We start from the raw sequence: 13,887 nt of genomic DNA, 5'->3' as shown, positions 1-13,887 counted from the left end.
TCGCGGTTTAGGTCGCTGAAAACAGGGCTTCAGTCAGTCGTTGCAGTTGCCCGCTGTCTGTCAGCTGGCAATCGCCGGCCAGCCTTTCGCGGAGTTGTTTCTGTTCCGGCTGCAGGGCACGCAGAAGCTTTTCCCGCACGTCCACCGGGGCGGCCAGTGACTGTTGCCGGGTTCTGCGCTGACTGAGCCGGCGGCCATCACGCAGCAACAGGCTGACTTCATGGAAACGCAGTGCCGGATTCAGGGCATCTGCAGGCGCATGTTCATCGGCAACACGGCTGACTTTACTGGCTAATGGCATAATCTCCGGGTTTACCGGACCTTCAGCAAAGTCGGCCATCCGCAAATCGTCATACAGCAACATCGCGGCGATAACATATTCGAGGCTGAAACGGGCTTCGATCCCTGTTTGCGGATGGCGTACCGATGCAGCAATGTCGCCCCCCGGAGGGAAAGAAACCTGTATATGGTCAATCGCGTTCAGCAGCCCGTCGACAGCACCATGTTCTGCCTGCCATCGACGGCGCAGCAGGCGGGTGGCTTCGGCGGTGCTGTGTGTACCGCTACAGGTGGCGAAGGGTTTAAACTCCAGTCCTGGCTCTGTGATTCGCCACGGTGTCCCCCAGTGTGCGGTCAGTTTTTCGGTGGCTGACGCGCCATCGTTGCTGGCGGCCAGAAAAGCCTCGATAACGCCTTGTGGTTGTCCGGAAAATCCAGCCAGAGCCAGCCGGACGGCCTGTACTGCCCGCTCTGCGGCCAACCCGGCATGCAGGGGTTTAACCGCTGAACCAAACTGAGCTCTTAAACCACTGGCCTGGGTGGCGGCCATACCCAGCAAAACAGCCGTTTCAGACACACTGGCACGGGTCAGCCGCGCCAGTGCCGCAGCGGCAGCGAGAGTACCCAGCGTCGCCGTATTATGGTAACCGCGGGTGTAATGTTGTTGTGTTGCTGCCAGGCCGATCCGCCCTGCGGTTTCTGTACCGATGATATAAGCATCCAGAAAATGTCCGATATCATCACAGGGATGAAAACTGCACCATGCCAGTAATGCTGGCAGGATCACTGTGGTCGGATGCCCGCGAAAATCCGCATGGAAATCATCAAAATCCAGCGCATGACCGGCATATCCGAGCAATAAGGCGCGGTGGGCGATGGTCTGTTCCGGGAACAACTGTTTCAGGACCGGCAGGCCGGAGTCTGGCACCTGATGGCGTAATAATGGCCAGCTGACAGCGATAAAATCAGCCACTCCGCGGCGGGCATTCTGCCGCGCCTGCTCATCGGGCTGGCTGTTTACTATCAAATCGGCCAGTTGTCGGGTGACGTCCATCAGGCCGTTTCCTGCTGTTTCAGGGCATTTTCTGCCAGGCTGGCCAGATAACGGGAGGTTGGCAGCAGTACATCATCGTTAATCCGAAATGCCGGATGATGCAGAGCATATTGCTGTCCGGTACCGACCATGACAAATGCTCCGGGCAGCTGTTGCTGGTAAAAAGCAAAGTCTTCACCTATCGGGCTGGCTTCGACGACCCTTGCCTCAAAACCACTGTCTGAAGCCTGTTGCAGCGCAAAATCAGCCCAGCGGGCATCATTTATGACCGAAGGCGGACCGGCCTGCCAGTCGAGGGTAATGTCGGCGTCAAAAGCATGACCAAACCCGGCGAGCAGAGTGCGGAAACGGTTTTCGATGAGCTGGCGTGTTGCCGGTGAGAAGGTACGGACGGTTCCTTCCAGCCAGGCATTATCAGGGATCACATTCCAGGTGCTGCCGCTGTGTATCTGGGTAATTGAAACGACAGCGTTATCTGCTGAAGGTGCGTTCCGGCTGATCAGTGTCTGCAGGGCCCCGACCAGCTGACCGGCGATGATTATCGGGTCATTACCTTCGTGGGGGCGGGCTGCATGGCTGCCGGTACCTTTAATGGTGATACTGAAACGATCCACTGAGGCGGTCAGCGCTCCTGCTTTACTGCCAATCACGCCTGCTGGCAGGGTCGGATCATTATGCAGGCCAAAAATTGCAAATGCCTGTTTCAGTGCCCCTGTGTTAATCACATCCGGCGCGCCGAGGCCGGTTTCTTCGGCGGCCTGAAACAGGATTCTGACCCGTCCTTTAAGATGTGATTCATTATTTTTTAACAGTATTGCCGCTCCCAGCGCTGCAGTACTGTGAAAATCGTGGCCACAGGCATGCATCACCCCCGGGTTCTGTGAGCGATACTCTACCCCCGACTGTTCTTCGATAGGCAGTGCATCAATATCAGATCGCAATACCACCAACGGACCGTCCGGCTGGCCGACTTCGGCAACCAGCCCGGTATTCAGTGGTAAATCCAGAATACGGATCTGGTATTGCTCCAGCTGGGCTCTGATGCGTGCGGTGGTTTCAAATTCCTGGTGAGAAAGTTCAGGAAAACGATGCAATTCATGGCGAAAAGCAATAAGACGTTCAGCAAAAGGAGTATCAGTGATCTCTGTCATATTTTTTTCCTGTTATTGGTTGCCTTCAGCAGGTGACTGACGTGCCAGCCAGCGTTGATGGGCCGTCTCATCAAGGATTTTTTTCATATAGAGCGTGATATGGCCTTTGCCTAAATCGGCAGTGTGTATTGGCACAAAACCGCGTTTCTGATACATCTCTTTCAGCCACGGATGATTGATTGCTGTTCCTAATGAAACGGCCGGAGCCCGCAATTGGCCGATCAGTATCTCCTGCTCCAGTAACTGCTGTATTTTGCGGCCATATTGTTGTCCGGGGTAATCAGGATGTGCGGCGAACCAGCCAATATGAGGCAAGCCAAAAGGGCCCGGCAAAGGACCCCATGGATAACGGATGGTGACGGAAGCGACCATCGTATCCTGATTATACAGGCCGTAAACGCCATGATTTTTCAGATGCAGCAGGGCTTTTTCGCGGGTGGTAGTGGCGGCATCAAAATGAATACCCATGGATTTTGTCGGGGCATATGCCGCCAGTACCAGTGTCAGATAGTTATCCACCTCATCGTCTCTGACCTGACGGAAAGTAAGGCTCATGATATTTTCCGGCGTTGTGAAATAATAATAAAGTGTGCCGGATAAAGATTATCAGTAAAGTAATAACCGTCTATATATAAAAAAAATATATGCTAATTCCAATTTGGCAGCTTCAGGTAACGGCTTTTCATTGCGTAAAAAGTCAGTTGTCGTAGTATATATTGCATCTCCGCTCGGTCCCTGTCAGGGATATTTCAGCGTATTAACCATCATATTATTATGGTCTGCATTTTATTGATCAGGGTGATTTTGTGCTAGCGATCAAGTCTCCGAATGGCTATTTTCAACAGCCCGGCCTGTGTGCCCGGACCGGAAGTTATTTGCAGCCTTTTGCTGCGGATATTCGTATCTTTACCTCTCCGACCGCCTGGCAGGCGGTGAATCCACAGCTTAGCCAGAGTCTTGAGCAGCATGGTATTCGCTGGCAGCTGGAATACCTGGCGGGTGAGTGTACACAGCAGGCAATAGAGACCCTGCAACAAAATATCGTTGCTCAGGGGGCCGGGCTGTTACTGGCGATTGGCGGCGGACGGGTGATGGATGCGGCTAAAGCTGCCGGAGCGCAACTACCGGCGGTGAAGGTGGTAAATATGCCAACCCTGGCAGCGACCTGTGCCGCATGGTCGCCGGTCAGTATTATTTATGATGCACAGGGCGGACACCTGCGCAGCCAGCTGTTACCGGCCATGCCGGAAATGGTACTGGTAGACAGCGAGGTTATTGCCCGCTCTGATGTGCGTTATCTGAAAGCAGGGATGGTGGATGCACTGGCGAAGCTGTTTGAATTTCGTCCCTATCAGCGTAATAACCCTGATAATTTATCTTTGCAATTAAAAATGCTGCCGGCCCGACAGGCACTGGATATTTTCACGGAATATGCTGACCAGGCAATTGCAGATAATCAGGCCGGTAAAGTCACCCCGGCACTGATTAAAGTGATTGAAGCAAATATTGTGTTTGCCGGATTGTCTAACAGTGTCCGCGATACCCTGGCGACTCCGGGCTTTGCCCATGCGATTCACAACCGGCTTACCCATCAGCCTGAACTGCACCACTGGCTGCACGGGGAAAAAGTCGGATTCTGCCTGCTGATACAATCTCTGATGGAAAATAACGGCAAAGCCGATAGCGGGCTGCTGGCATTATTACAACGTTATGATTCACCTCTCAGATTACCTAATCTGGCTGGTGAACGGGCTGAGGTCATACGGGCGATTGCCGGTGCGGTTCGCTTCCCGCCACAGAGTGCGGCAATGCTGCCGTTCGATATTTCGCCTGCCGCACTGGAAAAAGCATTTACCCTTGCCGATACTCTTTTTTAACACCGTTGTACGGTGATTTTGCAACAAACAGGAATAATAAATGGACAGTTCAAAGAATCAGCGTCGCCTCCGTCTTGGCCTTTTTGTCCAGCCGGTGGGACATCATGTCAGTGGCTGGCGATTGACCGAAAACCTCGGCTCACCGACGGACATTGACTGGTTAATCAGCCTGGCTAAAAAAGCGGAAGCCGGCACTTTTGATCTGTTTTTTGTCGGTGATGCGCTGGCAACCAGTATGTACCGTTTACCATCAACCATGGCGCGTCTTGAACCCCTGACGATGTTATCTGCGCTGGCGGTAAATACCCGGCGTATTGGCCTGGCGGCGACAGCATCCACAACATTCAGTGATCCCTTTACTCTGGCCCGTAGTTTTTCTTCTCTGGACCATATCAGTCGTGGCCGCGCCGCATGGAATGTGGTGACATCTTTCTCTGCGGATGTCGCGCGTAACTTCAGCCGGGAAGATATGCCAAACCATGCGGAACGTTATGGCCGTGCCCGTGAATTCCTGGAAGTTGCTGATAAATTATGGGCGGGCTGGGAAGAGGGTGCTGTACAACCGGATCCGGTCAGCGGCCGTTATTTTGTGGATGATAAGATCCAGCCGATTAACCATCAGGGCGAACATTTCCAGGTACAGGGTCCTTTAAATATTACCCGTTCTCCTCAGGGGCGTCCGGTGATTATCGAAGCCGGATCATCGGCAGATGGTCAGAAACTGGCCGCGGAAACAGCCGAGGTTGTATTTACTGCGGCAGCCAGCCTGGAAGAAGCGCAGACTTTTTATCGCTCTCAGAAAGATCAGGTCATTGCCGCCGGACGTAATCCCGATCATGTGGTGATTATGCCAGGGGTGATGCCAATTGTTGGCCGTACCCGTGAACAGGCGAAAGCCCTGTGGAAAGAACTGAATACCCTGGTGGATATTGATAACGGGTTACGTCAGCTTTCACTACGTTTTGGGATCGACCTGTCGGATTACCCGCTGGACGGGCCGGTACCAGAGGTTCCGCTGGGAGAAGGTAATCAGAGCCGCGTCAGACTGATGACCGATATGGCGAAACGCGAAAATCTGACTCTGCGTGAGCTGGCGGCCATTGCTGCCGGATCGCGCGGGCATCGGGTGATTGTCGGAACGGCAGAAGATATTGCCGATGACTTCCAGCGGTGGCTGGAGCAGGGCGGGGCAGATGGCTTTAATGTTATGCCGGCCATTATGCCTGAGCAGCTGGACCTGTTTATCGAGCTGGTGATCCCGGAACTGCGTCGCCGTGGTTTATTCCATGAAGATTATGAGTTTGCCACCCTGCGTGAAAACCTCGGATTACCGGTAGTTTAAGAGCGAGTGTTCACAGGGGCGTGGTGGTCTGAGAGCCACGCCCTGTCAGCAGCCATTACCTTGCCACTGCTGCTGACCGACCAGAATGATGTTAATAGCGGGTGTTTTTAAGAATATTATATATTCTATAACAATATCCTTAATACATTTCATTTAAGTCATAAATAAATGATACCCCGGGGATTGCGTGTAAGGTAAATAATATTTTTATGCGTGCCCGGCACTGGTTTTGATATTTTATTTGATGTTTACTCTGAGGTGTTATTGACGGTTTTTTTAGTATGCATAATTTAAAAGAGAGTAAAAATAATTACTCTCTTTTAAACACGATGGTCAGTGATTACATTCTTCTATAGGTTTCAATATAAGCCTGTGCTTTTTCGTAGCCCAATAACCCACCATACATATAACCACCGATACCGGCACCCACGGCAGAGGCTGTCAGTCCAACCAGCTGTGCGATACCGCCAACGATCCAGCCGCCGGCACCACCGTATTTACCACCCACTGCTGCACCGGTACCAAAACCGTCAATCGCACCAAGGATAGAACCCCAGAATGCGCCGGTCATATCACCATCGACAATTCCTCCGGCACCGGAGACGTTCGCAGTTTCAATCACGCTCAGTTCTTTCATTTTCTGACTCCCTGTTTATATCGTAAGTGACATGATTTCCCTTCAGTGTTCCGGCCATTAATCTGACGATTTTATTTCTGACTTAAAGTAAAAATAAATAATTCTGCCGGGGCACGGGCAAGAATATACACATTAGTAATGGAACCATTAATGAGCCTGTAAGGTGTTTGTGATTTGAGTCACATTAAAAAATGGTAAGGGTGCAGAGTGGTGAGAATAATTCATTTAAGTTTTTTATCAGTGTAAATATTAACGGAAGAATTATAACTGACTCTGACAGGGTAATAATTTTTTACGCTAAAGTAAAACTGTCCGTAATTATTAAGCAAGTGATGCATGATCAGTTATGCTATTTTATACAGGCAGTCACTATCGCAAGCTGGCTGAAAGGCGTAAATAGCTCAGTGACCGGCCCACAGCGCCTGCTCTGCCAGCCACAGAGAACTCTGTTTCCGGTTACTGCTCTGTAATTCAGGGGCAGTATGGTGTATTTTCCATCGCGAAGGCAGGATTAATCGTCCTTCGGGAAATGCTTTCACAGACCAGTAGCAGAAAAGGTATATTGATGCTGTTCTGCTGACTGGCTGATAAAACAGTGCTCAATCGCAGCACAATTATTTTTTCCTGTCCTGTCGGTGACGGGGAATCTTTGTTAGGGAGTAATTATGCGTAAGCCGTTAGTTTTGGCCTCATCAGCCATCCTGATGTCAGTGAGTTTATTAAGCGGGTGTCAGACGGCGCCGAAGGAAACATCTCAGGCACCTGTGACGACGGTTGCAGCCAATGAACCGGCAGCGGCTCCCGTCGAAGCGCCGGTGCAGACGGAAGCTCCGGTGAAGAAATTTGCTGATCCGCTGGAGAGAAGTTCAGTATTTGGTGATTTCCGCCATTACAAGATCGGGGATATTATTCCTCCGCTGTACCGCACACAGAACTACAATATCAGCAAATGGCAGCTAAGAAAGATACCGGCACCTGCAGCTGACAGCCACTGGACCTATTTTGGTGGCGATTATGTGCTGATTGCGGATGCCGATGGAAAAATTTTGCGGATTTTCTCTGGCGATATTATTTACCGCTAACGCCGGCTGCGGAGGATACTGACAGGCCGTACAGGCCTGCAGTCAGTGTCCTCTGTGCCAGCTCAGTGTGGTGCTGCGGCAACCTGATCTTCATCAGGGATAATTTGCAGTGACTGCAATCCCGTTCCCAGTTTTCTTGGGTCCTGACCAATAATATTATCCAGCATACTTTCCGTCGGCCGGGGCGGGGTGATGATCAGTGTCCGGCTTCCTTTCTGCCGTTCAAAGCGCAGCTGATAATCAGCCAGTGTGGCCGTCGGTATAAAAGAGTGCTGTTCATCACCGGCCTGTACAGAAACCGGTTTACCGATGTTCGGGCCATAGGCCTTCGCGACAATATTCAGCGTAAATTTATCAGGCAGGGGCGAGTTGTAGGTTATCGTCACTACCGGGGCCAGATTAGCATTCGACCAGCGTCCCCAGTTTTCGTTACGGGATAATCCGCTAAAGCCTTCCACTGTGCGGGGCGCTCCGGGCAGGTAAAACAGGAAACTGTCTGACGGGTAACGAATATCATTATCCGCAATCTTCAGACGTTGTTGTATCTGGCGGTAATTCTCCTGTGAGATAACCTCCGGAGGAAAGACGACATTCCCCTGATACTTCAGAGTGTCTATGCGGGTAATTTTTGGCTGGCCCCCGGGCTGTCCGAGGGTGTAACAGAGTGAGTCTGACAGTGCCAGTTCAGGCGCCCACAGCCGGCCGGCTTTATAACATTTATCTATCCAGACGAATTTGTCATCGGCCGCAAACTTTCTCAGCCGGGCGGTTAAGGTTTCCGCATAAACTCCTTCCGGAATAGGTTCCACTTTATCGTTATCGACTTTCACTAATACCGGCAGGCGGAAGACTGAGCCGGAAAAGCTCAGGGTGTTTTTTTGCTGATCGACACTGAACTGCTCAATACGCCGTGGAAAATTCCACAAGCGGATAATATCCGGTTTCCACTGGGTAATTTTATCCGTCAGATGGCTGAAAATTTCTGATAACGAGGTCCCTGACAGGCTGCTGCGGCCCAGACCGATAAAATTATCGCTACCCAGAATATCCAGAACGGTTGCGCCATTATCCATCGTATTACGTTTACGGTTAATGGTCACAGGCTGTGGCTGATCGCCGCGGATGATAAAAAAGGTATCGTGACGCGGATGTTTGATCAGATAGCGGTACGCGGTGTTATTCATTGCCAGGTGATCTGAACCGACCACAATCAGCGTATTTTTAAACCACGGAGAGCTTTTTATCCGGTCAATAAGCCGGGCAATATGTTCCTGAGAACAGGCAACGGCGCTGAACGAAAGGTTATTTTTCCCCTCGTAAGAGTAGCTTTTATTCCGGCAGGTTGCAGAAATGAAACCGTCGGGATGATGGGTATCTACGGTCAGTGCGAATAAAGCAAAGGGTTGTTTTTGCTGTGATAATTGCTGGTATTTATCAAATACTTTATCCAGCACCGTATCGTCATAAAATCCCCAGTTATTACGGTACTGAGGGTCGGCAACCTGCGGGGCTAATTCTTCAGATCCCTGAAGGTGCTGAGCATCGAAACCATGAGACTTCAGGAAAACATCTTTTCCGCCAAAGCGCAGATCAGCCCCCTGGATAAACCAGTTCTGATACCCTGAGTTTTTCAGGATATCCCCGAGGCAAAGGTTCTGAGGGTAAAAACTGGATAATGATGCGGCGGCATTCCCTTCAAAGGGCGCGAATAACGGAATGCCGCACTGTGAAGCGACCATCCCGGCAATAGTGTAATCGGTGCCGGGTAATTGTTCGGTACGGGTAAAATCAATCGCGGAATGCATTTGTTGTTCAAGGTCGGGGGCCAGGCCGGGAAATGCCTGTGTATCGAAATAAGTTCGCTCCAGACTCTCGGCGTAGATATACACCAGGTTAAGTGAGGGGTTGTCTATCTTCGCTGCAGGGACTTTAAAATAATCATCAAAGTCTGAGGTGTCCTGTGCCGAATGTGAAGATATCAGTGCTTTTACCTGATGGTAGGCAGGGCTGGTCTTAATCGAAAAGGTCGCCAGCAGGCAGGCCGCAAGGGTCCAGCCCAGATGGTGCTGATGATCTTTTTTTCGCAGGAACCAGCCGAGGGCGACAAAAAATGCAACCATCAGGGTAAGTAGTCCGGCTGCGGGCAGCATATATTTTGCGGTTCCGGCACCGGTCAGATTACTGGTCAGCGTATAGACCACCGCGTCAGTAATGCCATTGCCGGTGAAATAATCGCTGGCGAATAATACTGCGTTTAGCAACAGAAAGCTGATCAGCAGTGCCAGCATAATGACAAGCCACAGGCGATGTCGTCCGGCTTTACGTGCATATAACAGTACCGAGCTGATAAACAGCCCGCATGAGACAATGACTGACACCAGGGTATTCTCCAGAAAAATAAATCAGTTGCTGGCGTAACAGCACGGCTCTGTTTTCCGTATCCGTGGTATTAACCGGCTAATTTTGCGAAGCAGCTCGCGAAGCTGACAGTTAATCCCTGTGCAATCACCTGCAATACTGTCATATTCATGACATATCTTTACGATATGTTTCTGATGCGATCACCGGTGACAATATGATTGCCCGGTAACTTTTTCCGCGAAGTGATGACTGTAACTAACTGATTAATTTGTATATTGTAAATTATGGTTACCGGCAGACATTATAAAACACAATTTGTGTAATGTGGTTTTTTTATTGCTTTATCTACGCGCGTAGATACACTTTGCGGCGGGGGAATACCTGCATGAAGCGGCTGTTACCGGTAGTTCAGTTGCACTTGTAATATTAAAAATCAGTCAGTTAAGACGAAATTTAACAAGTGAATATTCCAATACCAGGGAATGTCTTCTGATGCATCAGCCACCAGATGCAGCTGTTTTGCTGCAGGTGTCTCCTGCTTTTCAGCGCCACGGAATGGCGGTACCTGAAACCCCTTACAGGAAGTGATTTTTCCATGATAAAACCTCAATCGGGTAATACCCACCCTCAGTCTGAGTTTGAAACCCCCGGACAACGTCAGGACTTCTGGCGTGCCACCTTTTCCTGCTGGCTTGGCACCGCGATGGAATACGCCGATTTTGCCTTATATGGGCTGGCCGCAGGGATTATTTTCGGTGATGTTTTCTTTCCGGAAGTGACCCCGGCGCTGGCACTGTTATCCAGTTTTGCTACCTGGTCGGTCGGCTTTATTGCCAGACCGATTGGTGCCCTGTTTTTCGGCTGGCTCGGTGACAGGCGCGGCCGTAAGTATGTGATGGTGATAACTATTGTGCTGATGGGATTATCCACGACGCTGATTGGGCTGATCCCTGACTACCATACCATCGGTCTATGGGCTCCGGCCTTTCTGGTCATACTGCGTTTTACTCAGGGTTTTGGCGCCGGAGCAGAGTTATCCGGAGGCACGGTTATGCTGGGAGAATATGCCCCGGTAAAACGACGCGGGCTGGTATCATCGGTAATCGCGCTGGGTTCTAACAGCGGAACGTTACTGGCTTCTCTGGTCTGGTTACTGGTGGTGCAGCTTGATCACCAAAGCCTGCTAAGCTGGGGATGGCGTATTCCTTTTCTGTCCAGCGTTGTGATAGCCCTGGGGGCCCTCTGGATGCGGCGTTCGGTACGTGAAACCCCGGTATTTGAAAAACGGATGAAACAACTGCAGGCAGAACGTCAGCAGGGGCGTCAGGATGCAGAAGCCGGCAGCAGCTCTCTCTGTCGTCCGGGCAAGGCGTTCTGGGTGATGGTCGGGCTGAGGATTGGCGAGAATGGCCCTTCTTATCTGGCCCAGGGGTTTATGGTCGGCTATGTGGCTAAAGTTCTGATGATGGATAAATCGGTACCGACGACGGCAGTTTTTATTGCCTCATTGCTCGGTTTTCTGGTGATCCCACTGGCGGGCTGGCTATCTGACCGTTATGGGCGTCGTAACGTTTATCGTGTATTTTGTCTGTTACTGATGGTTTATGCCTGGCCGGCGTTTACTCTGCTGGACACTCATCAGCCGTGGATAGTGATTGCTACCATAGTGACCGGTATGGGGCTGGCCTCACTGGGGATTTTTGGTGTGCAGGCGGCCTGGGGGGTAGAGTTATTCGGGGTGGCGCATCGCTATAGCAAAATGGCGGTAGCTAAAGAGCTGGGGTCGATTATCTCCGGAGGAACCGCCCCGCTGGTCGCAGCAGCATTATTATCTTATTACGGAAACTGGTGGGCGATTGCCGTCTACTTCTCGCTGATGGCTGCCATCGGTTTCTTTACCACTTTTATCTCACCGGAAACCCGTGGCAGGGATTTGAACTTACCTGAAGACGCCATTTAACCCGCTTCTCTCAGGGAATAACGATCTCCGGCGGCGAGCTGCTGCCGGAATCACCACAGGAAATAAACCGATGCAACCGCGCGCAAACCGAAGAGTTACCCGCGAAGAGGTGGCACGCCTGGCAGGCACCTCAGTGGCGGTGGTCAGCTATGTTGTTAATGATGGTCCGCGTCCGGTCGCTGAAGCAACCCGACAGCGGGTACTGCAGGCGATTAAGGACACCGGTTATCAACCGAACGGGATTGCCCGGGCACTGGCTTCAGGGACCACCCGGACCTTTGGGGCGATAGTACCGAATATCGCGAATCCGTTCGTTGCCGCGCTGGCCCATGAGTTATTACAAGAGTCGATGAAATATGGTCATGTGATGCTGCTCGGTGACTCAGGTGACAGCAGCCAGCAGGAGCGAGAAGTGGTACTGAGTTTACTGAACCGGCAGACAGACGGACTGATTTATATCAGCGTCGACCGCCACCCGTACAGTGATCTGATTCGCCAGCATGGCACACCGGTAGTGATGCTGGATGGGGTCAGTCCGGCCGCGGGGATAGCTGTATTACGGGTAGATGAACGCCGCGCCGCAAAGGATGTTACCCTGCACCTGCTGAGCCATGGCTATCAGCGGGTCGGTGTTATCAGCGGCCCCCTGTCGATGCTGAATACCCGCGACCGGCTGGCTGGCTGGCGGGACGCGATGGACAGTTACCGGTTACCGGTTAACGATTCCTGGATAGTGCCTGCCGATTATACCCGTGAAGGTGGTTACCTGGCCGCACGTCAGTTACTGGCAGAAAAGCAGTATCCGGATGCGTTGTTTGTCTGTAATGAACCCATGGCGATAGGCTGCCTGCGGGCTCTGGCTGAGCAGGGGATTAATGTGCCGGATGATCTGGCACTGGTCTGTTTTAATGGTACAGATCAGGCGGCTTATCATCAGCCTTCACTGACTTGTGTCCGGCAACCGATAGCCAGTATCGCGAGTTCGGCGTTAAAAATACTCAGAGAATGGCAGGGAGGAGGAGGGCTGACGGAGAGTCAGTACTTTCTGCAAACAGGCCGCTCCTGCGGCTGTGTCCTGTAAAATTCACCCTGGTCTGTTAGTTAACCGGTATAAAAAAAAGCATAAATGAAACGTATTATTATCGATTGTGACCCCGGTAATGGGATTGCCGGAGCGAATACTGATGACGGGCTGGCGCTGGCGCTGGCTCTGGGATCTCCGGCATTGCAGGTTGAGATGATTACTACGGTCAGTGGCAACACGCCTTGCAAAACAGGGGCGCGGGTCGTCAGGGACTTGCTGGATCGTTGCGGATTGTCTGTGCCTGTTTATCACGGAGCCGGTTGTGCCTTGTATGAACCGGCCGCAGCGTGGCGACAGCAACTGGATGAACGGGTGAACAGCCTGTCTCTTGGGCACTTATGGGAAAATACCCGCCAGCCGGCCGTCATGTCTGACAGTGAAGGACATGCTGTACAGCAGATGGCAGAGCTGATTTGTGCAAATCCCGGCAGTATTACCCTGCTGGCACTTGGTCCCCTGACCAATATTGCTGAAGCGTTACTCCGTTATCCGCAACTGGCTGAGGATGTTGCCGAAATTGTGGTGATGGGCGGCGTATTTTGTCTGGATGACTATATCAAGGACACTAATTTTGGCCTTGATCCTGAAGCGGCATCCGTGGTGATTAACTGCGGGGCCAAAGTGACGCTGGTCCCTATGGATGTCACTGTAAATACCCTGCTGACACCGGAAGATCTTATACAGATGACGGCGAGCGGAACACCTCTGGCTGTATTTATTCGCGATACGATGGCACCGTGGATTGAGTATTCGATGATTACCCGCCAGCTGCCGGGGTGCTGGATCCATGATGCACTGGTGGTGGCATGGCTGCTGGACCCTCAGGTGGCAACTGTTGCTGATTTTCGGGCCGGTATCGAATTACGGCCCGGTATTACCCGCGGAATGAGCTGGCGTTACCAGCCGCCGCTCAGGGTCCCGGTCGGGATTGCAGAGAATGCCGGTGCAGCGGTATCGATACTGACATCGGTGAATAATCAGCGTTTACTGGATCTTCTGACTCAGGCACTAAACCGTGGTACCGGCTGATCATATTGCCGGACTATCTGCCAGCTGACGG

At 51.7% G+C, this 13,887-nt stretch carries 11 protein-coding genes; 6 read left to right on the top strand and 5 right to left on the bottom strand.

The annotated features are described in order from the left end of the window. Nucleotides 1–7 precede the first annotated feature (7 nt). From JK211_RS02280 to JK211_RS02270, 3 genes are read right to left on the bottom strand one after another with little or no spacing between them, the layout of a single operon-like run. Nucleotides 8–1,333, bottom strand: a complete 1,326-nt coding sequence (locus JK211_RS02280; RefSeq protein WP_212707054.1) for an MmgE/PrpD family protein — start codon at nucleotides 1,331–1,333, stop codon at nucleotides 8–10. Next, complete coding sequence (locus tag JK211_RS02275; RefSeq protein WP_212707053.1) at nucleotides 1,333–2,484, bottom strand: amidohydrolase; 1,152 nt, start codon at nucleotides 2,482–2,484, stop codon at nucleotides 1,333–1,335. The genes JK211_RS02280 and JK211_RS02275 overlap by 1 nt, the downstream gene beginning before the upstream one ends. 12 nt (nucleotides 2,485–2,496) lie before the next feature. Then, the gene (locus tag JK211_RS02270; RefSeq protein WP_212707052.1) at nucleotides 2,497–3,039 is read right to left on the bottom strand and encodes a GNAT family N-acetyltransferase; all 543 of its coding nucleotides are present in this window, start codon (nucleotides 3,037–3,039) and stop codon (nucleotides 2,497–2,499) included. 251 nt (nucleotides 3,040–3,290) lie between these two features. On the opposite strand from JK211_RS02270, the gene JK211_RS02265 reads away from it, so the two are divergent. Continuing rightward, entirely contained in the window at nucleotides 3,291–4,361 is a 1,071-nt protein-coding gene (locus JK211_RS02265) for an iron-containing alcohol dehydrogenase family protein (RefSeq protein ID WP_212707051.1), read from the top strand. Between the two features lie 40 nt (nucleotides 4,362–4,401). Further along, the gene (locus JK211_RS02260; protein ID WP_212707050.1) at nucleotides 4,402–5,703 is read left to right on the top strand and encodes an LLM class flavin-dependent oxidoreductase; all 1,302 of its coding nucleotides are present in this window, start codon (nucleotides 4,402–4,404) and stop codon (nucleotides 5,701–5,703) included. A 340-nt stretch (nucleotides 5,704–6,043) separates the two neighbouring features. On the opposite strand, the gene JK211_RS02255 is transcribed toward JK211_RS02260, so the two are convergent. After that, complete coding sequence (locus JK211_RS02255) at nucleotides 6,044–6,340, bottom strand: hypothetical protein (RefSeq protein WP_212707049.1); 297 nt, start codon at nucleotides 6,338–6,340, stop codon at nucleotides 6,044–6,046. Between the two features lie 665 nt (nucleotides 6,341–7,005). Between JK211_RS02255 and JK211_RS02250 the strand changes: the two genes are divergently transcribed. Continuing rightward, nucleotides 7,006–7,422 (top strand): RcnB family protein, encoded by a 417-nt coding sequence (locus JK211_RS02250; protein WP_249213013.1) that lies wholly within the window; start codon nucleotides 7,006–7,008, stop codon nucleotides 7,420–7,422. A 62-nt stretch (nucleotides 7,423–7,484) separates the two neighbouring features. Here JK211_RS02250 and opgB read toward each other — a convergent pair whose 3' ends face one another. Then, nucleotides 7,485–9,800 carry a phosphatidylglycerol--membrane-oligosaccharide glycerophosphotransferase gene (gene opgB / locus JK211_RS02245; RefSeq protein WP_212707048.1) on the bottom strand — a complete coding sequence of 772 codons (2,316 nt, stop codon included), beginning with the start codon at nucleotides 9,798–9,800 and terminating at the stop codon, nucleotides 7,485–7,487. Between the two features lie 578 nt (nucleotides 9,801–10,378). Between opgB and JK211_RS02240 the strand changes: the two genes are divergently transcribed. From JK211_RS02240 to JK211_RS02230, 3 genes are all read left to right on the top strand, one after another. Next, nucleotides 10,379–11,743 carry an MFS transporter gene (locus JK211_RS02240; protein ID WP_212707047.1) on the top strand — a complete coding sequence of 455 codons (1,365 nt, stop codon included), beginning with the start codon at nucleotides 10,379–10,381 and terminating at the stop codon, nucleotides 11,741–11,743. A gap of 70 nt (nucleotides 11,744–11,813) precedes the next feature. Continuing rightward, the gene (locus tag JK211_RS02235; RefSeq protein WP_212707046.1) at nucleotides 11,814–12,824 is read left to right on the top strand and encodes a LacI family DNA-binding transcriptional regulator; all 1,011 of its coding nucleotides are present in this window, start codon (nucleotides 11,814–11,816) and stop codon (nucleotides 12,822–12,824) included. Nucleotides 12,825–12,869: 45 nt separating this feature from the next. Continuing rightward, nucleotides 12,870–13,856 (top strand): nucleoside hydrolase, encoded by a 987-nt coding sequence (locus JK211_RS02230; RefSeq protein ID WP_212707045.1) that lies wholly within the window; start codon nucleotides 12,870–12,872, stop codon nucleotides 13,854–13,856. Nucleotides 13,857–13,887: the final 31 nt, after the last annotated feature.

This window comes from Tatumella sp. JGM130 (assembly GCF_018257525.1).
Classification (GTDB): Bacteria; Pseudomonadota; Gammaproteobacteria; order Enterobacterales; family Enterobacteriaceae; genus Tatumella; species Tatumella punctata.
This window is presented reverse-complemented; position numbering and strand designations above follow the sequence as displayed.

What these genes read in the sequence shown, in the direction of transcription:
- JK211_RS02280 (WP_212707054.1), bottom strand. Translation starts at nt 1,333, where the DNA reads ATGGACGTCACCCGACAACTGGCCGATTTGATAGTAAACAGCCAGCCC.
- JK211_RS02275 (WP_212707053.1), bottom strand. Translation starts at nt 2,484, where the DNA reads ATGACAGAGATCACTGATACTCCTTTTGCTGAACGTCTTATTGCTTTT.
- JK211_RS02270 (WP_212707052.1), bottom strand. Translation starts at nt 3,039, where the DNA reads ATGAGCCTTACTTTCCGTCAGGTCAGAGACGATGAGGTGGATAACTAT.
- JK211_RS02260 (WP_212707050.1), top strand. Translation starts at nt 4,402, where the DNA reads ATGGACAGTTCAAAGAATCAGCGTCGCCTCCGTCTTGGCCTTTTTGTC.
- JK211_RS02255 (WP_212707049.1), bottom strand. Translation starts at nt 6,340, where the DNA reads ATGAAAGAACTGAGCGTGATTGAAACTGCGAACGTCTCCGGTGCCGGA.
- JK211_RS02250 (WP_249213013.1), top strand. Translation starts at nt 7,006, where the DNA reads ATGCGTAAGCCGTTAGTTTTGGCCTCATCAGCCATCCTGATGTCAGTG.
- JK211_RS02240 (WP_212707047.1), top strand. Translation starts at nt 10,379, where the DNA reads ATGATAAAACCTCAATCGGGTAATACCCACCCTCAGTCTGAGTTTGAA.
- JK211_RS02235 (WP_212707046.1), top strand. Translation starts at nt 11,814, where the DNA reads ATGCAACCGCGCGCAAACCGAAGAGTTACCCGCGAAGAGGTGGCACGC.
- JK211_RS02230 (WP_212707045.1), top strand. Translation starts at nt 12,870, where the DNA reads ATGAAACGTATTATTATCGATTGTGACCCCGGTAATGGGATTGCCGGA.